Origin of the sequence: Mycobacterium sp. ACS4331 (genome assembly GCF_001667265.1) — a bacterium.
GTDB lineage: Bacteria > Actinomycetota > Actinomycetes > Mycobacteriales > Mycobacteriaceae > Mycobacterium.
The window spans coordinates 49,195-68,838 of the sequence record NZ_LZHW01000026.1; the positions used below are offsets into that span (position 1 = coordinate 49,195).

Sequence of the window (19,644 nt, forward strand, 5' to 3'; positions counted from 1 at the left end):
TTGAAAAAATGGGTCGTCCGCGCACACCGCTGCTGTCCGCCGATCGCATCGCCGAGGCGGCGCTGAGCCTCGTGCTGACGACGGGCGGCTTCACCATTCCGGGCGTCGCGCAGAAATTGAAGGTCAGCCCCTCATCGCTGTACAACCACGTCAGCAGCCGCGACGAGATCGTCGAACTGCTGCGGGAACGGGCCATGTCAGAGGTCGAACTGCCCGCCGACGATCCAGACCGCCCGTGGCGTGACGTGGTCGCCGACATCATGCGGTCCTACCGTCGAAGCTTCGCCCGCTATCCGCAGTTGATCCCGCTGCTGACCGAGCACGCCGTCAACAGCACGCAGGCGATCACGATGTACAACGCGCTGGCGGTCACCCTGACGCGCGCGGGCTTCGACCCGGCAGACACCCTGCGGGCGATCACCCTGATGGACTCGTTCGTGCTGGGGGCGGCGCTGGATGTGGCCGCCCCCGACGAGCCCTGGCACTCCAGCGCGCAGGTCGGCCCGGAGCTCGCGGCGGCGCTGGCGACGGGGACACCCAAACCCCAGCGGGCCGATGACGCGTTCGAATTCGGGCTCGCGGTGCTCCTGCGGGGCCTGTGAGTCGGTTACGGACGCGCCTGCGCGGAGAACTCCACGGTGACGATGTCGGCGACCTTCATCGCGCCCATCGCCATCGAATAGGGCTTGATCTTGAACGCCTTGTGCGACACCGCAACCCGCGTCCCCAACTGCCAGACGCCGTCGACGTCGACCACGTCGACATCCACGTCGATGGTGTTGGTCACGCCGTGGATGGTCAGCGGCCCGCGCAGGTGGTACCCGGCAGGGGTGCCGGTGATCTGCTCGGCGCGGAACTCGATGGTCGGAAAACGCTTGGCGTTCAGCGTCTTGCATGCGTTGGCGCGCACGATCAGCTTCTCCGGACCGGTCAGCGGAGTCAGGCCGCCTTCGCCGCCCACCACCCGCAGTGAGTCGACGTCGACCGTCAGCTGCGCCGAGACCGGCTGCCCGCCGGACTCCTCGACGCTGATCCGCCACGAGTCCATGGCGATGGTCAGCCGATGGCCCATCCGCGCCGCGGTTCCCGTCACACCGGTCAGCAGGGTCAGGGTGCCGTCGGACTGATCGAGGTTCACAGGCTTCACCCTAAGTCGGCGTCAGAAGTACACCACCATCAGCTGGGCCAGGAACACCTTGATGATCATCGACACCGGGAACAGCACCGCGTATCCCAACGCGACCCGCTGGTCCGGCATCCGGGCCATGGCGTAGGCGTACGGTGCCGGGTTGAGCTGAGATCCGGTGAGGCCGCCCAACGCGCGGGCGGTGCCGTAGCGCAGCACGGTGCGCAGGCCCAGCACGCAGATCACGGCATGGGCCGCCGAGATCGTCACCCCGAGCACCACGAGCTGGACACCGTCGGCCGACAGTGCGGGTACCAGGTCGCCCCCGGCGCCCGTGCCGACCGCGACCAGAAACACCAGCAGCGAGAACTGGTTGAGCGTGTTGGCGACGTTGCCGGGCAGCGTCCACACCACCGGTCCGGTTCGCCCCAGCGCGCCCAGGACGACACCGACGACCAACGGGGCGGTCGCGGTGCCGAGCACCAGTGTCCCGCCGCCGGGCAGGGGAATCTCGAGGAACGCCAGCACCAGACCCAGCGCCAGTCCCAGACCCAGGCCGATGGCGTTGATGTCACCGGCGGTGCGCTCGGAATCACCAAGGGCCGTGCCGATCTCAGCCAGCCTGTCCCGGGGAGCGGTGACCCGGAGCCGGTCTCCGCTCTGCAACACCAGATCAGGAGTCGCGATGATGTCGATGTCTCCCCGGCGGACGCGGCTGACCACGGCGTCGAACCGCTCCTCCATCCGCAATTCCTGCAACGGCCGGCCCACGTACTCCGGGTTGGACAGCGTGATGCGGCGAAAGTCGATGGTGGAGCGGTCCATCCACGGTTCCTCGGTCGCCGGCCGGCCGAGGTCGGTGGTCATGCGCGCGACCTCGTCCTCCCGGGCGGTGATCGTCAGCAGGTCACCGGATATCAGGCGCTCGGCATCATGGGCGACCACGGTGTGCCCGCCGCGGGTCAGTCGCGACACGACCGCCTCGTACCGGCTCTCCAGACCGTGCACACTCAGGTTGGGGTCACCGACGAGTTCGAGGGTGCGGACCACGATCGGAGCCGGCTGTTCGCGGTCCTCGGCCGTGGGCCTGCGCCGTCCCACATTCACCAGGTACGCGCACGCGAGGATGGTCAGCAGCACCGTGATCGGGTAGGCGACGGCGTACCCGATGGCCGGTTCCGGGGGAATCGCACCGCCCTCGGCAAGCTGCTGCTGCACCGCACCCAGCGCCGCGGTGGCCGTGCCCGCGCCGGAGAACGCGCCGGCGATGGTCCCGGTGTCGAGGCCCAGCGCCGCACCCACCCCGAGGGCGGCCGCGGCCATGCCGGCGATCGCCACGACGGACACCACGACGGGCTGCCAACTGGTGCGCAGCGCGGTCACGAACGACGGGCCGGCGGCGATGCCGACGACATAGCAGAACACGCACAGCGACAGGCTCGTCACAATCGGCGGCAGACCGACGTCGGGTTCGACCGCCGCCAGTGCCAGCGCGACGAACAGCGCCCCGGCCGGGCCGAAGGACACCGGGCCGAACCGGATGCGTCCGAACAGGCTGCCGATGCCGACGCAGAAGAACAGCGTCAGCAGGGGACTGTCGACAAACCACTGCATGTCGGCTCCTCGCGAAGCTGGGCGACACAACGATCAGACCACAATCGGCGCTGCGCGATGCGAAAGTCCGGCAACTCCCGGAAAGTTTCGTGACCGGAGGTCAATAATGCGGTTTATGGCGACGCAGAAGCTGTTGAGTTCCCTGAGTGAGGCTGATTTCCTGTTGGTCCGAGAGACCGCGCCCGAGGAGTTGGACGGCCTCGATGAGGATGCCCTGCTCGACCTTCACGCGCGGGTCCGGCGCGCCCGCAACAAGCACGTCGGGGTCTACCGGCGGGACGCCGCGGTGCGGGTGAAGGCGAAAGGCGCTCGCGGTCAGGCGCGTCCGGCCAACGCGCGCAATGCGGCCCGGGCGGAGATCTTCGAGGAGTCGCTGGCCCGGGTGAGTCGGCAGGTCGCCGCGGCCGCGCGGCAGAGCGCCAAGGAACTCAAGGAGGAGCGCCTGGCCCAGGCCCGCCAGGAGGCGGCAGCACCCGCGTCCCCCGTGAAATCGCCTCGGACCTCAGGTGTCAAGCCCCGCGTGCTGACCGACAAGACTCGCCAGTCCCCGGGGCGCAAGAAACGCGAAGCCGGCTCGATCGCCTCCGGCGCGCGCCGGCAGGCCAAGCGCGACAGCCGCTGATCTACAACTCCACCGTCATCGGACCCACGTTCCAAATCTCGTCGCAGTACGAAGCGATCGCACGGTCCGAGGAGAACTTGCCGCTGCGTGCGGTGTTGAGTATCGACATGTGGCTCCACTTGTCGGGTTCGAGCCACGCGGCGTCGACTCGCGCCTGGGTGTCGACATAGGAGCGGTAGTCGGCCAGCGCCAGGAACGTGTCGTGGTGGATGAGGTTGTCCACCAACGGGCGCAACACCTCGGTGTCACCGTGGGTGAAGGTGCCCTCGGCGATCAGTTCCAGCACCGCCGCCAGTTCCGCGTCGCGCTCGATGAAGGTTCCGGGGGAGTAGCCGTCGCGTTTGGCGGCCTCCACCTGATCCTCGGTCAGGCCGAACAGGAAGAAGTTCTCCGGGCCGGCCTCCTCGCGGATCTCGACGTTGGCGCCGTCGAGCGTCCCGATGGTCAGCGCACCGTTGATCATGAACTTCATGTTCCCGGTGCCCGAGGCCTCCTTGCCGGCGGTGGAGATCTGCTCGGACAGATTGGCCGCCGGGTAGACCAGGTGCGCGTTCTTGACGTTGAAGTTGGGCAGGAACACCACCTTCAGGAAGCGGTTGACCTGGGGGTCGGCGTTCACCGTCTCGCCGACGGCGTTGATCAGCTTGATGATCCGCTTGGCCATGAAGTAACCGGGTGCGGCCTTGCCGCCGAAGATGAACACCCGCGGCGGAATCGTCAGGCCGGGGTTGAGTTTGAGCCTGCGGTACAGCGCGATGATGTGCAGCACCATGAGGTGCTGTCGCTTGTACTCGTGGATGCGCTTGACCTGAACGTCGAACATCCACGACGGGTCGAGTTCGATCCCGGTTGTGGCGTGCACGTACTCGGCGAGGCGGGCCTTGTTGGCGCGCTTGACTTCTCGCCAGCATTCCCGGAACGCGGGATCCTCGGCGTACGGTTCGAGCCCGCTGAGCAGGCTCAGGTCGGTCAACCAGCCGTCGCCGATGGTCTCGTCCAGCAGGCCGCGCAGGCCGGGGTTGGACAGCGCGAGGAACCTGCGGGGTGTCACACCGTTGGTGACGTTGCCGAAGCGCTCTGGCCACAGCTCGTAGAAGTCCTTGAGCACACTGGATTTCAGCAGTTCGGAGTGCAGGGCCGCGACGCCGTTGACGGCGTGACTGCCGACGGTGGCCAGGTGCGCCATCCGCACGCACTTGCCGTGGTCCTCACCGATCAGCGACATCCGCCGCACGCGATCCTCGTCGCCGGGGAAGCGGTCCCGGACCTCGTCGAGGAACCGTTCGTTGATCTCGTAGATGATCTCGAGGTGCCGTGGCAGCGCCTCACCGAACATCCCCAGCGGCCAGGTCTCCAGCGCCTCGGGCAGCAGGGTGTGGTTGGTGTAGCCGAACGTCCGCACGGTGATGGACCACGCCTCGTCCCAACTCAACTGGTGCTCGTCGATCAGCAGGCGCATCATCTCGGCGACCGCGATCGACGGGTGGGTGTCGTTGAGTTGGATCGCCCACTTCTCGGGCAGGGCCTCCAACGGCAGCAGCACGCGGTTGAGGTGGATGCTCAGGATGTCCTGCAGCGAGCACGTGACGAAGAAGTACTGCTGCAGAAGGCGAAGCCGCTTACCGGCCTCTGGTTCGTCGTTGGGGTAGAGCACTTTTGACACCGTCTCGGAGACGACCTCCTCATCGACGGCGCGGTAGAAGTCGCCGGTGTTGAACGCCTCGAGCGCGAACGACTCCACCGCGCGGGCGCTCCACAGCGTCAGCGTGTTGCAGGTGTTGACGCCGTAACCCTGCACCGGGGTGTCGTAGGACGTGCCCTTGAGGACGCGGTGCGGCACCCAGCGGACCCGGAACTTTCCCGTGACGTCCTCGTACTCCTCGGTGTGCCCGCCCCAGTTGACGATGTAGCTGGCGTCGGGTTTCTCGATCTCCCAGGGGTTTCCGTGTGCCAGCCAGTTGTCGGTCTTCTCGACCTGCCAGCCGTCGGCGATCTCCTGCTTGAAGATCCCGAACTCGTAGCGGATCCCGTAGCCGATGGAGGGCCGCTCCAGGGTGGCCAGCGAGTCCAGGTAGCAGGCCGCCAGCCGGCCCAGGCCGCCGTTGCCCAGCCCGGGCTCCTCCTCGCACGCCAGGATCTGGTCGAGGTCCTGGCCCAGTGCCGCCATCGCGTCGCGGGCCTGCTGCTCGATCCGCAGGTTGATCAGGTTGTTGCCCAGCTGCGGGCCCATCAGGAACTCCGCGGACAGGTAGCAGGTGACCTTGTTCGACAGGTCCAGCCAGTCCTGGGTGGTGGCCATCCAGCGCTTCTGCATGCGGTCGCGGACGGCCAGCGACAGGGCACGGTAGTAGTGGTCGGGAGTCAACGCGATGGACGGGCGGGCGATCGAGTACAGCAGGTGATCCGAGACCGCCGCGCACAGCGCCTCGGCCGTCATCCCGGAGCGGGTCTGCCCGGTCGGGGCTGGGGTCTGCGGCAGGCCGTCGTCGAGGTCCGCGGGTTCGTCGATCGGTTGGCGACTCTGCACTTCGGTCACGGGCCCTCCGTAATTCTGCTGGGAAAGACGGGTTAGTGTGGCACTCCTGTGTTACGGGAACCGCACGTGCGCCCGGACGAATGTGAACTCCGCTTTACGGTACTGCGCTTCGGCGAAGGCGGCCGAGTTCGCACCTGTGCCGACGGGGGCCGAGCCCCCGACGCTCAGATGCCGATCAGGGAGTCGATCCAGCCGCGCGCGAAGAACAGCGCGAAACCGGCCGCGACGATCCACAGCAGCACGCTGATCTCGCGGGCCCTGCCGGACGCCGCGCGCACCACCACCCAGGAGATGAAGCCGACACCGATGCCGTTGGCGATCGAATAGCTCAGCGGCATCACGGCCACGGTCAGCACGACGGGCAGCGCGATCGAGAAGTCGGTGAAGTCGATCTCCCGCAGGTGAGAGGCCATCATGGCGCCGACGATCACCAGCGCGGCCGCCGCGACCTCGGACGGCACGATGGCGGCCAGGGGGGTCAGGAACATCGCCGCCAGGAACAGCGTGCCCGTGACGAGGCTGGCCAGGCCGGTCCGCGCCCCCTCGCCGATGCCCGCACCCGACTCGATGAACACGGTGTTCGACGAGGCCGACGCCGCGCCGCCGACCACGGCGCCGGCACCCTCGACCACCAGCGCCGAGCGCAGCCGCGGGAAGTTGCCGTCGGCGTCGGCCAGGCCAGCCTGCCGGGACAGGCCCGTGAACGTGCCCATGGCGTCGAAGAAGTTGGTGAACACCAGCGTGAACACCCACATCACCGCCGCGAGGATGCCGATGCGGGCGAAGCTGTTGAGGCTGAACTCACCGACCAGCGACAGGTCCGGCACCGCGAACGGGGACCCGGACAGTGTCGGCACCGACAGGCCCCAGCCGCCGGGATTGTCCTGCGCCGAGCCCAGATGCCAGATCGCCTCGATCGTCACCGCGACGATCGTGCCCGCGACCAGGCCGATCAGGATCGCGCCGCGGACCTTGCGGGCGACCAGGATGCCGGTCACCAGCAGCGTCAGCACGAACACCACCGTCGGCACGCTGTCGATGGAGCCGGCGCCGTCACGGCCCAACCCCACGGGCGGGGACGGGAAGCCCGTCGACCCGATGAATCCCGCGTCCACCATGCCGATGAACAGGATGAACAGACCGATACCAGCGGTGATCGCGAGCTTCAGCTGCATGGGCACGGCGTCGAAGATCAGTTTGCGCAGACCAGTGACCGCCAGCGCCACGATGATCAGACCGTTGATCACCACCAGGCCCATGGCCTCGGGCCAGGTCAGCGAGCCCACCACCGAGGACGCCAGGAACGAGTTGATGCCCAGGCCTGCCGCGAACGCGAACGGCAGGCGCGCGATCACACCGAACACGATGGTCATCACGCCCGCGGCCAGCGACGTCACCGCCGAGACCTGGGTGAACCCCAACTCGTTGCCCGCGACGTCGGCCGTCCCGGACAGGATGATCGGGTTCAGCACGATGATGTAGGCCATCGCGATGAACGTGACGACACCGCCACGAAGTTCGGCGGCCACGGTCGAGCCGCGTTCGGTGATCTCGAAGAACGAGTCCAGTCTGGTCACGGGACGACCTTAAGGGGCGCGGTGGTCGTCGGCAGGGATTGTCACGCCGACTGGTGTGCCAACAGCGCCTGAAGCTCGGCGTGCGTCATCTTCTGCGCGCTGATCTCCGGCTCACCGAGGGCCGGGTCGACGTCCTGGAACCGGATCGACAGGGTGCCCTGGTTCAGTCCGCCGGTGGACACCCAGTTGGCCACGCCGGGATCGGTCGGGGAGATCACGACGATGTAGGTGCCGTCACCGTCCGGGTCGACCGCGTGGGCGCTGTTGAGGCTCGCGCCGGGGTCGTTGTCGGTGATGGTCCACACGTTGGTGACCGGCACGTTGAAGTAGCCGGCACCGTTGGGCGTCACCGTGACGACCAGGGCCTCGTCGTCGGCCAGTTGGAAGTAACCGGTGCTCTGGCGCTGGGTGGCCAGAAACTGCGCGTTGTGCGCGGGCTCCGACAGCGTATTCGGTTGGCGCAGTTGGCCTGTCGCGGGATCGCGGGTGGCCACGGCGATGTACTCGTCCTGCTTGGTGATGCCGAGGATCAACATCAGCAGGGAGGTCTCCACCGCCTGCAGCACCAGCGGGGGACCGGGCAGCGGCGGGATCAGCGAGACCAGTTTCACCAGCGTCGGATTCCTGGTGATCGCCGGCCCGATGCCGGGGATCAGGAATCCGCCGATCTGAGCGAACAGGCTGTCGGGCGGCCCGCTGGTCCGGGTGATCGTCAACCCCATGGCTTCCTCGGCCGCCTTGTCGGACAGCGTGTTCCGGGTGGTGATCAGAGTGGCTTCGGGCGTCAGGTAGAGGTAGTTGGGGTCATCTCTGCGGGTGGGGTCGGACCCGACGTAGATCTTGAAGGTGCCGGTGACCTCATCCTTCTCGATCTCGTCCCAGCTTCGGTTCACCGCGGTCTCACCGTTGAGTCCGGTGAGCACACTGAAATTGGTGTCGACCGGCACGGCGTCGGGGTTGTAGGTGCCCTCGATGACGTAGGTCGAGGCGGCGTTGACGGCGACGAACCGATAGACGGTGTCGGGGTTGTCGTACCAGATCCGGGTGCCGCCCACCGTCTGCCCACCCCAGGTGTGCGGGGGCATCACCTGTTGGAGCAGTCTGGGCTTGTTCGGGTTGAGGAGCTGCACCTCCATGGCGGCCTGGTTGACGTACTCGTCCAGCGACCGGTCGAGCTGGGCCAGATTCTCCCGATCCACGCCACCGACCAGCGCGAAGTTCCGCTGCGCCGAGATGTACCAGGCGACCTTCAACACCAGCCTGGTCAATTGGACGATCGGGCGCTTGGCGATCTGGGCGGCGCGACGTTCGGCGGCCAACTGTTCCTCGGTGGCCAGCGGGTCGGCGGCGGTGGTGCTGGCGCTGGCCGGTTCGGTGGTCGGACGGGCCAGGCCGACGTTGGTCAGCAGTTCCACACCGCGCAACGGTGCTCGCGGCGTGCGGGGCAGCGGCCGATCGGCTTGCCGGGCAGAGGAGTTCGCCGACGCGGTGATCCTGTCGGCGACATCGCGCAGGCTGCGGGCGGCGCGGCGGGACTCGATCCGTTCCGAGGCGCGGGTCACGCTGCGTTCGACGCGGTCCGCCAGTGTCCTCGCGCGGGCCTCGCGTTTCGGCGCGGTGTCCGTCGACGCGGCCGACGGGCCGTCGGGGCCCTCGGTCTCCGCGGCAGCGTCGCCGGCGCCCTGGGCGATCGCCACTCCGATGCCCAAGGCCACGGCGAGGCCGCCGACACGGCCGATATAACGCGCGTATTGGGGGGACGTCGACGTCATGGGCGTGACAGTAGCGGGCGCACCGGCGGTGCGACCGCGGTTTCGGTGACCCGTTCAGCCGATGAGCGGCGCGAAGACCTGCACGGGCCTGGTCGTGCCCTTGAGGGTCAGGCCGGGGCGTTCGACGAACCCACAGCGCTGCGTGCGCGCGCCCGTGAGCAGTTCGCGGGTCTGGTCGGTCAGCAGCACCACGTCGCCGGTCTGGCGGGTCGCCGACTCGACGCGGGCCGCGATGTTGACCGCGTCGCCGATCACGGAGAACTCCAGCCGTCCCGCGCCGCCCACGTTGCCCGCGATCACCGCCCCTGAGTTGAGGCCCACCCCCACCGACAGTTCACCGTCGAACTCGTCGCGCACCGCGTCGGCGATCTGCAGCGCCGCCGCCAGCGCTCGGTCGGCGTGGTCGTCGTGGCGGCGCGGTGCACCGAACACCGCCAGCAGTCCGTCACCGGCGTACTTGTCCACGTGGCCGCCGTGCCGATGGACCACGGGGACGATCCGCTCGAAGAGCCTGTTCAGCACGGTGACCACCTCGGCCGGACGCAGGCGTTCGGCGAACCCGGTGAACCCCCGGACGTCGACGAACATCAGCGTGACGTGGACCTCCTCGCCGTCGAGTCCGTCGTGGGCGCCGAGGATGTGATCGGCGACGTCACGGTCGACGTACGTGCCGAAGGTGTCCCGGATCCGTTCGCGCTCAGCCAGGCCCGCCGCCATGGTGTTGAACCCGGCCTGCAACCTTCCGATCTCACTCGCGTCGTCGACGAGGACGCGGGCCGTGAAGTCACCCGCCTGGACGCGGGCCAGCGCGCCGCGCAGCGCACCCACTCGGCCCGTGATCGACCGGACCGCGACCACGAGCGTGAACAGGCCGACCGCCAGCGCAATGCCGACGAGCACCAGGATGGCCGCCAGTGTGCGCTGGGCCCGGAAGTCCTCGCTGGCCAGGTATCCGATGGTCAGGGTCGCGACACCGAGGAGGGGCACGCAGGTGGCGACCGTCCACGCCATCACCAGCCGTCGTTCGATCGTGGGCCCGTAGGACCGGACGGGGGACTCACCGTCGAGTGCGCGCGCCGCGATCGGGCGCATCACCCATTCGACCACCAGGTACCACACCGCGGTGGTGCTGATGCCGCCGAATGCGACCGTGCCGAAGATGTAGAGCGCCGCGGGCACAGTCTCCAGGCCGCCGAGCAGCGCGAACGCCACGGCGCAGGCGCCCCACGCCGCAGCCGACACCCGGACCGCCTCCCGGGGCGCGGCCAGCGTCCGCTGCCGCTCCGTCTCTGTGGGGGAACGGAATTCACGCAGCCACGCGGTGCTCACCGCGAACCGCCGGCGACGGAACCGCATGAGCAGGGGCACGCCGATCGCGGCGAACACCAGCATGGTCGCGCTGCTGCGAATCAGGAGCCGGTGAGTCTCGTTGGGGGTCAGCAGAATCGGTGCGGCGAACGCCAGGAACGCGAAGACGATGCCGCCGCCTGCGACGCTGACCGTGACCGCGCCGAGGATCCAGCGCCGGAACACCTCCGTCCGCAGCGGGTCGACGGCAGCCCGGCCCGCCCGTGGTTTCCTGGCCGGAACCCGGGCACGCGGGGTCGTCGACTGCGCGGTGTCCACCCGTTCACTGTGCGGATGCGCCGCGACGGCGACACGCGTAGTGCGCTACCTGTCAGGGCAGGGCGGCCACGGGAGCCGGCGCCGCGGCGGGCAGCGCGGGTGCCACGGCGGCCGGAGCCGGCAGCAGGCCGGGAAGCAGCGGGACCTGCGGCACCGGCGGGAGGGCGGGGGTGGTGAGGATGCGCACCAGGTCGGGCTTCATGGCCTGAAGCTGCGAGCCCCAGTACGACCAACTGTGCGTGCCGTTGACGGGGAAGTTGAACACCGCGTTGCGTCCGCCCGCGGCCAGGTAGCGGCGCTGGAACTCCTTGTTGGTGCTCGCGGTGATGTTCTCCAGGTACTGCGCGCTGAAGTTGGTGCCGAAGTCGGTGCCGCCGTCGGCGTCGGACGGGATGCCGTTGCCGCAGTAGATCCACAGCGCGGTCCGGTTGGCCACCAGGCGGTTGATGTTGACCATCGGATCGTTTCGCTTCCACGCGATGTCACTGGCCGGACCCCACATGTTGACCGAGTTGTAGCCGCCGGCGTCCTTCATGGCCAGTCCGATCAGCGTGGGCCACAGGCCCTGTGACGGGTTGAGGAACCCGGAGAGCGCACCGGCGAAGATGAACTGCTGCGGATGCCAGATCGCCAGCGTCAGCGCCGCGCCACCGGCCATCGAAAGACCCACCACCGCATTGCCTCGTGGGTCCTGACCGCGGTTGGCGGCAAGCCAGGCGGGCAGCTCCTGGGTCAGGAAGGTCTCCCACTTGTAGGTCGTGGTGCCCGCGGTGCCGGTCGCGGGTTGGTACCAGTCGGTGTAGAAGCTGGACTGCCCACCGACGGGCATCACGACCGAGATCCCGGAGCCGTGGAACCAGTCGAAGGCCGCGGTGTTGATGTCCCAGCCGTTGAAGTCGTCCTGGGCGCGCAACCCGTCGAGCAGGTACACCGAGTGCGGGCCGCCGCCGGAGAAGGACACCCGGATATTGCGGCCCATCGAGGGCGACGGGACGTCGAGTTGTTCGACGGGCGCGGACGTCGAAAAGGCCGCGGCGCGAGGCGGTTGGCCCATGAGCGGGAGCGTCACCAGCATCAGGGCCGTCAGCAGCGCGGCAACGACCGTGCGGGTTCGCGGCAGGTGGGTGTCCGTCACATCGGCAAGGTAGCCGCGGCGCCGCGGCGCACCCGCGACGCGCGGCCGCGTGTGATCGCGTTGTTATGAAGCCCTGTGGAGGTTGTGACCTGGGCCGGCAGCAACGTGTCGGGGCGTCACTGCACGCCGGGGAGCTTGAGCACCAGGCGGGCACCGCCGAGCGGGCTGTCCTCGAGCGAGGCGGTCCCGCCGTGCACCTGCGCCTGCTGGGCCACCAGCGCCAGACCCAGACCGGAACCCGACCGCGAGGCCGTCGACCCGCGGGAGAACCGCTCGAAGACCTCGACGCGTTCGGCCTCGGGCACACCGGATCCGTTGTCGTCGACCGAGATCTGCACGCCTTCGGCGGAACTGACGGCGTCGAGGAGAACCTTGGTGGCGCCGCCGTGTTTGACGGCGTTGGCGATCGCGTTGTCCACCACCAGGCGCAGCCCCGCCGGCAGACCCACCATGAGCACCGACGTGGTGGCCGCGAGGCCCACCTCGAGGTCGGGGTAGTTGCGTTCGGCGTCGTGGGCGGCACGGTCGAGCACCTCGGTGATGTCGACGGGCACGAAGTCGTCGGCCGTGGTCAGCTGGCCCTGCGCGAGCCGTTCGAGTGCCCACAGCGTGGTCTCGATGCGGGTCTGGGTGCGCATCACATCACCGATGAGTTCCTGGCGTGCCTCCGCGGGCATGTCGAGGGTGGCCAGCACCTCGAGGTTGGTGCGCATCGCGGTCATCGGTGTGCGCAGTTCATGGGAGGCCGCCGCCGCGAAGTCGCGCGCGGATTCGAGGGCGGCCTTGGTGCGTTCCTGCTCCTTGCCGATGCGGTCGAGCATGCCCTCGACGGCCTCACCGATCTCAACGGCCTCCCACACCCCACGGACCTGCACCTCGTCGGGGGCGGACTGTGCGTTGATGGCGCGGGCCTGCTGCGCCAGCAGGCGGAACGGCGTGATCATGACCAGCGAGATCACCCAGCCGACGACGATCGTCGTGACGATCAGGCTGCCGCAGATGATCAGCACTCGGGTGTGCAGCGCGTCGATGCGCCGCTGGGTCTCCTCCAGCGTGGACCCGAGTGCGATCGAGGCGGGCCCGGCCTGGAAGGTGCGGACGCGGTAGTCCACTCCGTTGATCGTGGTGGTGGTGTAGCCGTCCTCGAATTTGGGCAGGACGATGTCGCTGGGTGTGGAGATCGTGACGGAGCCGACCCGAGCGGTGCGAACCAGGCCGCTGTCGTCGCCGCCGTTGCCCGCGCCCTGCGGTGGTGCGTTGAGGATGCTGCTGAAATCGCCGAGGCTGCTGACCGAGTCCAGCCTGCGGTCGAGCTGGTTGTACTGGTCGTTGGTGATGCCGAACCACACCCAGGCGCCGATCACGAGGATGGTGCTGATCACCCCGACCATGCCCACGATGACGATCGTGCGCAGCGACAGAATGCGCCGAGGCAGCCGGAATAGCCAGGCCAGGATGCCGTTCATGGGTTCATCTTGCCCGTCAGGGCGTGTGCTGCCAGAGGCAGGGGCCGCTGAGGGTGGCGCTGAACAGCGTGGCGGAGGCGGTGAACGTCACCACCTCGCCGGGTGCGGCGGCGTGCTCTTCGACCGGCCCGAGTTGGCCGGCGTCGACGACGTCGACGAGGTCTGCACTGCACTGGGCGTCGGCGTTCGCGGGGGTGCCGGTCCAGACTCCGGGCCGGACCTCGGGGTTTCGCCGGCCTGGGCCGTGCACGACGAGTGGGTCCGCGGCCCACGACAGCCACCGATCGCCGGCCGCGTACGGATCGGTGTCCAGGCGCCACTGGCCGGCGGAGCACTGCCAGGTCACGCCCGTCAGGCGGGTCAGCGCGCCGTCGAGGTCCGCCGAGCACGGCGCGTCGGGCGTTGGGTCGGCGCCGGCGGGCCCGGCGGCGCTCACCGCGACCGCCGCGAGGGCGGCCGCGAGCAGCGCTGCGCGGGTCATGTCAGACCGTGATGGTGTCGGACGACGTCGCCGATGTGGCGTACTGCGCCTTCACGCCGCTCAGATCGGTCTGCATGAGGCTGACGTTGTACGGGCCCCAGTAGGACAGGTTGAAGTACAGGTTGCTGTCGTCGGCCGAGCCGTCGGTGTTCTTGAGCTTGCCGGTGCCCGACCACGGATGGATCATCGGCCCGTACATGCCGGTGTTCGCCTGGCCGGTGCCCGCGTTCTTCTTGAGGGGGTTGTTGGCCACCAGCACCGCGGCGTCCGACCACGTGCCCTGCGGCGAGTCGCTGACCCGCATCACGACGTTGTTGCCACCGTCGGTGTACAGCACCACGTACTTGCCGAGGTACTCGTTGTACTGCACCGACATCTCGCTGACGTTGCCGCCCTCGTAGCCGCCGACGATGATGCCGCCGAGGAAGTTGTTGATGGCCTTGGTGATCCAGCCGATGAACCCGCCCGGGCGCGACGAGCTGACCTTGCCGATCACCGGAACCGCCGCGGACGGGTCGTTGGCGACCCAGCTTCCCTGGCCGTCGACCTCACCGGCCCAGTACTCGTAGGCCTTCAGGTTGGTGATCTCATCCTTGGGCACCCGCGCCAGGTACGCCGAGCCCTGCCGGCCCGACGGTGTGCCGTAGACGTAGACGTAGGGGTCGGTCTCGTCGGGCGAGGTCACGAACGCGTTCTGCTGAAAGTGGTTGTTGCCCGGCACGTATGGCTTGCTGGAGCGCAGCCACCCCGACGAGCGCACGGTGTCGGGGTCGACGGTCCAGGTCTTGCCGTCGTCGTGGGACACCGCGACGGCCGACCAGTTGGTGGTCCAGCTGCCGGGGTTGTCCCAGGTGCGCACCGACATCACGGTGGCGTACTGGACGCCGTCGACCTCGATCGCCGACGTCGGGATGATGGTCGTGGTCGAGCCGAACAGGCCGTTGTAGCCCGGGTTTCGGATGGCCTGGGTGGCGCCCCACAGGTTGGACCAGTCGTTGGTGGTGGGGCCGTAGACGCCGCCGTCGCTGTACAGGCCGTCCTTGATGGTCAGCTTGCCGTCCGACAGGACGTAGTCGGTGCTGCGGAGCAGAACGTTGTTGCGCCACACGCCCTTCATGCCGGGCTGGTCGAAGGTGTCGCCGAACAGCATCATGACGTTGCCGTTGCCGTCATCCCACATGATGCCGAGGTCGGTGCCGGCGATGCCGTAGCCGCCGGGGATCGGCTGCGGCTGGTTGTTGGTCGGGTTGCCGTTGGTCGGCGTGCCGCCCGTGACCCATTCCATGCCGACGGTGTCGCCGGCGGTCAGGATCGGGGTGGCGGGCTTGGGGGTCAGCCCGGGGTTCGGGTCGACCACCGCCGCGGCGACCGGTTGCGCGTCGGCCACCGAGACGACCCTGCCCTGTGGGGTGAGGGTCCGCTCGTATTCCCGGCGCGCCCACGCGAGCAACGCCCACAGGCCCGGGGTCTGCGCCGGTGCGGCGGGTGACCCGCCGGCCAGTGGTGCCAGTCCGGCGGCCGCCAGGAATCCAGACACCAGGTTGGTCAGCTTCGGAGCCGTGTCGGTCACCGGGGTGTCCAGGGTTGTCGCGGTGGACACCTCGACGGTCCGGTCGACCACTCGGTCCGGGATCTGGGTGAGGGCCGCGAGGGTGGCCGCCGGCTCGGCGGTGAGGCGGGTGGCCGGCGCCGTGTCCGACAGGCTGGTCTTCGGCGTCGCGGACAGCGAGCGCCGCAACGATGAGACCGCCGGCGCCGTCTGGGCGGTGTCCCGCACGGGCTCACGGAGCGACCCAGTGGGTGCCACGGCATCCGAGACCTCGGTGGTGTCGAGGGCACGGGGCTGTCGTCGCGGCAGCGTGACCTTGGCGTTCTTGACGCTGTCCGCGAGTTTCTTCTGCGCCTCGGCGGCGTTCTTCTGCGCCTCGGCGGCGCTGTCCTCGATGCCCTTGCGCACCCGGTCCGCGGTGTCCTCGACGCTGCGGCGCACGCGATCGGCGACCCTGGTCAGTCGGTCCGCCGGGGTGTCCCGGGTTGTCGTCGAGTCGTCGGAACCCCCGGATGAGGTGTTGGTCTGCGAGGACTTCTCGCCGCCGGTCTCCGTGCCGTCGGCCCAGGCGACTCCGGTGCCCGTGGTGACCGCGGCTCCGATGCCCAGCGCCACCGCAAGGGCGCCGACCCGGCCGACATATCTCGATGAATCCATGACGCTCCGTATGTCTGTCGACCCCGACTGATGGCAGTGTGCCGGGCGCGATCCGTGGGTGACCTCAAATCACGACATCGTCACAACTGCATGCCGATGTTACAGCTCACCAGCAACATCAACCCCTTTATTCACTATTGTCACAGCAACGTTTTCTGATGTGGGTCGGGCTTATGGGGGGCTCGCTGCGATGTCTGTCTGTGCGCGACTGCTTTCGGTGACCGCTGCCTGCGTCTCGGTCGCCGGTCTGATGGCGCCGTACTGCGCGCCCCTTGCGCACGCCGACCCGTGCTCAGTCGCCCCGACCGGTGCGACGACCCGCAGCACCACACCGTCGGCGGTGCCGAAACTCCCAGTGCTGCACCTGCCCACCGGTCGGCGGCCCGCGAGCCTCGACCAGCAGACCAACCCCAACACCCCCACCACCGAGGGCGCCGAGCAGGACGCCGCGAGGTCCCGTGCCGCCGTCGCACCCGCCCCGGCCGCGACGACGGCCAGCGTCGTGCGGTGGATCACCGGGCCCAACAGCGACTCCTACGAGCGGTTCACCATCTCCGGAGCCGACCTCGGCGTGCTCTGGGACAACGGCGACCCGGAGAACAGGCAGGTTCTGGTCTTCTTCGGCGACACGTTCGGCGACTGCAGCGCAAGCGATCAGGGCTGGCGCAGCAACACGCTCTTCCGCAGCACCAGCACCGATCTGACGGTGCTGCCGGCGCGGTATCAGGATCCCTACGCCGGTTCGCCCCTGCGCGGCCCGGTGGTCGGCGGGCGCGGCTTCTCCCGTCAGGTCATCGACAGCCTGCGCTTGGCGGCGACCGAGGTGACCGTCATCCCGACGGCTGCGATCTCGGTGGGCAGGACTCAGTACGTCAACTTCATGTCCGTGGCGCAGTGGGGCGCATCCGGGCAGTGGTCCACCAACTTCTCGGCCGTCGCGGTGTCCGAGGACAACGGCGAAACCTGGACCGTGCCGCGCACCGGAATCCGTCCCGCGTGGTTCAATTCGGTTCCGGGCGTGGCCTTCACCTGGGGTCAGCAGAACTTCCAGATGGGCGCCTACCTGCGCCGAAACGGCTACGTCTACAACTACGGCACCGGCGCCGGGCGCGGGGGCGCACCGTTCCTGTCCCGCGTGGTCGAGACCGCCGTGCCCGATCTGGCGCAGTACGAGTACTGGACACCGTTCGGATGGGTCCGCAACGCGCCGTTCCTGGCCATGCAGGTCACCGTGGCGCCGGGCAGCGAGATGTCGGTGGCCTGGAACGACCACCTCGGGAAATACCTGATGATGTACACGAACTTCCTGGGCAACGTCGTGCTGCGGACCGCCGACCAACCGCAGGGCCCGTGGGGGCTGCCCAAGACACTGGTCACCTCGGCCGCGATGCCGGGCGGCATCTACGGGCCCTACATCCACCCGTGGTCGAAGGGACCGGACCTGTACTTCACGCTGTCACGCTGGTCGGACTACAGCGTCGCGCTGATGAAGACGACGCTGACGAAATAGGCCTCAGGCGTGCACGTTGCGCTGGCCGACGGCGTTGCGCAGCCCCGAGCAGTTGTAGCAGCCCACACAACCCACGCAGTCGACACAGCGCGCACAGCCCAGACACACCAGGCACCGCGCACACGCGAAGCATCCGATGCACCCGATGCAGCGCACGACGGCCAAAGACAGTGCGGTGGCGACACTTCCGGCCACCGCAGCGCTGCTCGCGGTGCCCAGCGAACCCCCCACGCCCGCACTGGACGCGGTGGCGATCGACCCGGCCACCCCCGCGCTGCCGGCAGTGGCGATCGACCCGGCCACACCGGCACTGCCCCGGGTCGCGATGGACTGGACTACTCCGCGTGACGCCGCCATGACCCGAGCCTACTGAGTGCCGTCAGCTCAGCCCGCGCCTTTGCCATTGTCGACCCGGTACACCGCACCGTGGATGGCGACCGCGTCGTCGCTCGCCAGGAACGCGATCGCCTTGGCGACGTCGACGGGTTCCATGAAACCGCGCGGTGCGGCGATCCGCATGATGAGATTCCAGTCGGCGTTCTCGGGTGCGGCGAACTCGGTGACCTGCGGGGTGCTCATACCGCCCGGGCACACGACGTTGACGCGCACCCGTTCGGCGCTGTACTCCACCGCCAGCGCCTTGGTCAGGCCGACGATGCCGTGCTTGGCGGCGCAGTAGCCCGACGAGTACACCTCACCTTCGAGACCCGCCACCGAGGACACGTTGACGATGTTGCCGCCGACGTCCAGCAGGTGCGGCAACGCGGCACGACACAGATGGAACGGTCCGGTCAGGTTGACCGCGAGGTCGGTGTCCCAGTCCTCGTCGGTCATCGTCGCGGTGTGCCGCATCTGATGGAATCCCGCGGCGTTGACCAGCACATCGAGCCGCCCGAACCTCTCCACGCACGCCGTGACGGCGTCCCGGCAGGCCTGCGGAATCGCGATGTCGACCGACCTGTACGCCCCGCCGGGCACGTCGCTGAACACCGCGGCCATCCGCTCGGTGTCGCGGGCGATGCCGAAGACGGTCGCGCCGCGTTCGGCGAAGAGCTTGGCGGTGGCGGCCCCCAGGCCCGAGGACGCGCCGGTCACCAGGGCCACTTTTCCGGTCAGATCAGTCATGGTGGCACCCTCTCACGGGCACCGTCACACCCGGCTTCGAGGGCGCTCCGGCGGCACCGCCGCCAGCAGTTCACGCGTGTACTCCTGTTCGGGCGAGGCGAACAGCTCAGCGGCGGGCCGGAACTCGACGGCCCGGCCGGACCGCATGACGAGAACGTCGTGGCTCACCCGCTGCACAACCGCGAGGTCGTGCGCGATGAACAGCAGGGTCAGTCCCAACTCCTGCTGCAGTCCCGCCATCAGCTCCAGCACCCGGTCCTGCACCGAGACGTCCAGCGACGCCGTCGACTCGTCGAGGATCAACAGTTCGGGTTCGACCGCCAGGGCGCGCGCGATGCACACCCGTTGCCGCTGCCCGCCCGAGAGTTCATGCGGATAGCGCGTGGCGAAGTCCGGTGTGAGACCGACCAGTTCGAGCAGGTCGGCGACCCGCGCCAGACGTGCGGCCCTGCCGTCGGCCAGTCCATGCGTGCGCAGCGGTTCGGCGACGGCTGTCGCGACCGACAGGCGCGGGTTCAGCGCGGAGAACGGATCCTGGAAGACCATGCTGATGCGGCGGCGCATCGACCTGTCCTCGACCGGTGTCCCGTCCAGGGTGGCCGTGCCCGCATCGGGTCGCAGCTGGCCGGTCAGCGCCGCGGCCACGGTCGACTTGCCCGAGCCTGACTCGCCGACCATTCCGAGGGTCGTGCCGCGGCGAATGCTGAACGAAAGGTCCTGCACGGCATGGACACTCCTGCGGCCGCCGGGGGTGTCGACGGAGAAGGTCACGTCCAGTCCGGACACGTCGAGCAGCACCGGGGCGTCGGGGGCGGGGGGGGGGCCGGCGCGGGGGGGCGGGGGGGGGG

Annotated in this window: 16 protein-coding genes; 3 read left to right on the forward strand and 13 right to left on the reverse strand. The window is 68.8% G+C overall.

The genetic code is table 11. The features are described from left to right. The first annotated feature begins 8 nt into the window (after positions 1-8). Entirely contained in the window at positions 9-602 is a 594-nt protein-coding gene (locus A5727_RS07065; protein ID WP_068246738.1) for a TetR/AcrR family transcriptional regulator C-terminal domain-containing protein, read from the forward strand. A 5-nt stretch (positions 603-607) separates the two neighbouring features. On the opposite strand, the gene A5727_RS07070 is transcribed toward A5727_RS07065, so the two are convergent. Then, positions 608-1,147 (reverse strand): YceI family protein, encoded by a 540-nt coding sequence (locus A5727_RS07070; RefSeq protein ID WP_068246740.1) that lies wholly within the window; start codon positions 1,145-1,147, stop codon positions 608-610. A 12-nt stretch (positions 1,148-1,159) separates the two neighbouring features. Beyond that, the gene (locus A5727_RS07075) at positions 1,160-2,740 is read right to left on the reverse strand and encodes an aspartate-alanine antiporter-like transporter (protein ID WP_068246743.1); all 1,581 of its coding nucleotides are present in this window, start codon (positions 2,738-2,740) and stop codon (positions 1,160-1,162) included. A 115-nt stretch (positions 2,741-2,855) separates the two neighbouring features. Between A5727_RS07075 and A5727_RS07080 the strand changes: the two genes are divergently transcribed. Then, the gene (locus tag A5727_RS07080) at positions 2,856-3,362 is read left to right on the forward strand and encodes a hypothetical protein (RefSeq protein ID WP_068246747.1); all 507 of its coding nucleotides are present in this window, start codon (positions 2,856-2,858) and stop codon (positions 3,360-3,362) included. Between the two features lies 1 nt (position 3,363). Here A5727_RS07080 and A5727_RS07085 read toward each other — a convergent pair whose 3' ends face one another. The 8 genes from A5727_RS07085 to A5727_RS27365 all read right to left on the reverse strand — a co-directional run bounded on the left by A5727_RS07085 (position 3,364) and on the right by A5727_RS27365 (position 16,161). After that, positions 3,364-5,799: a glycogen/starch/alpha-glucan phosphorylase gene (locus A5727_RS07085; RefSeq protein ID WP_157521267.1), complete on the reverse strand. Its 2,436-nt coding sequence runs from the start codon at positions 5,797-5,799 to the stop codon at positions 3,364-3,366. 263 nt (positions 5,800-6,062) lie between these two features. Beyond that, on the reverse strand, positions 6,063-7,475 hold the full coding sequence (locus tag A5727_RS07090) for an NCS2 family permease (RefSeq protein ID WP_068246753.1): 1,413 nt from the start codon (positions 7,473-7,475) through the stop codon (positions 6,063-6,065). A gap of 41 nt (positions 7,476-7,516) precedes the next feature. Continuing rightward, positions 7,517-9,247: a hypothetical protein gene (locus A5727_RS07095; protein WP_068246756.1), complete on the reverse strand. Its 1,731-nt coding sequence runs from the start codon at positions 9,245-9,247 to the stop codon at positions 7,517-7,519. 54 nt (positions 9,248-9,301) lie between these two features. Then, a complete protein-coding gene (locus A5727_RS07100) occupies positions 9,302-10,873 on the reverse strand; it encodes an adenylate/guanylate cyclase domain-containing protein (protein WP_082949642.1) in 1,572 nt (523 codons plus the stop codon). A gap of 52 nt (positions 10,874-10,925) precedes the next feature. Further along, positions 10,926-11,948, reverse strand: coding sequence for an alpha/beta hydrolase (locus A5727_RS07105; protein WP_082949647.1), 1,023 nt, complete (start codon positions 11,946-11,948; stop codon positions 10,926-10,928). Between the two features lie 176 nt (positions 11,949-12,124). Next, entirely contained in the window at positions 12,125-13,474 is a 1,350-nt protein-coding gene (locus A5727_RS07110) for a sensor histidine kinase (RefSeq protein ID WP_068246762.1), read from the reverse strand. A gap of 16 nt (positions 13,475-13,490) precedes the next feature. Next, positions 13,491-13,955 carry a hypothetical protein gene (locus A5727_RS07115; RefSeq protein WP_068246765.1) on the reverse strand — a complete coding sequence of 155 codons (465 nt, stop codon included), beginning with the start codon at positions 13,953-13,955 and terminating at the stop codon, positions 13,491-13,493. A 1-nt stretch (position 13,956) separates the two neighbouring features. Next, positions 13,957-16,161, reverse strand: coding sequence for a glycoside hydrolase family 183 protein (locus A5727_RS27365; protein ID WP_157521264.1), 2,205 nt, complete (start codon positions 16,159-16,161; stop codon positions 13,957-13,959). 217 nt (positions 16,162-16,378) lie between these two features. Between A5727_RS27365 and A5727_RS07125 the strand changes: the two genes are divergently transcribed. Beyond that, positions 16,379-17,671, forward strand: a complete 1,293-nt coding sequence (locus A5727_RS07125; RefSeq protein WP_231991979.1) for a glycoside hydrolase family 183 protein — start codon at positions 16,379-16,381, stop codon at positions 17,669-17,671. A 3-nt stretch (positions 17,672-17,674) separates the two neighbouring features. On the opposite strand, the gene A5727_RS28060 is transcribed toward A5727_RS07125, so the two are convergent. The 3 genes from A5727_RS28060 to A5727_RS07140 form a co-directional block, all read right to left on the reverse strand. Next, complete coding sequence (locus tag A5727_RS28060; RefSeq protein ID WP_082949643.1) at positions 17,675-18,028, reverse strand: hypothetical protein; 354 nt, start codon at positions 18,026-18,028, stop codon at positions 17,675-17,677. A gap of 27 nt (positions 18,029-18,055) precedes the next feature. Then, positions 18,056-18,796, reverse strand: coding sequence for an SDR family NAD(P)-dependent oxidoreductase (locus A5727_RS07135; protein ID WP_068246775.1), 741 nt, complete (start codon positions 18,794-18,796; stop codon positions 18,056-18,058). Between the two features lie 24 nt (positions 18,797-18,820). Continuing rightward, the coding region (locus A5727_RS07140; protein WP_157521266.1) for an ATP-binding cassette domain-containing protein at positions 18,821-19,644 on the reverse strand (824 nt) is incomplete at its 5' end.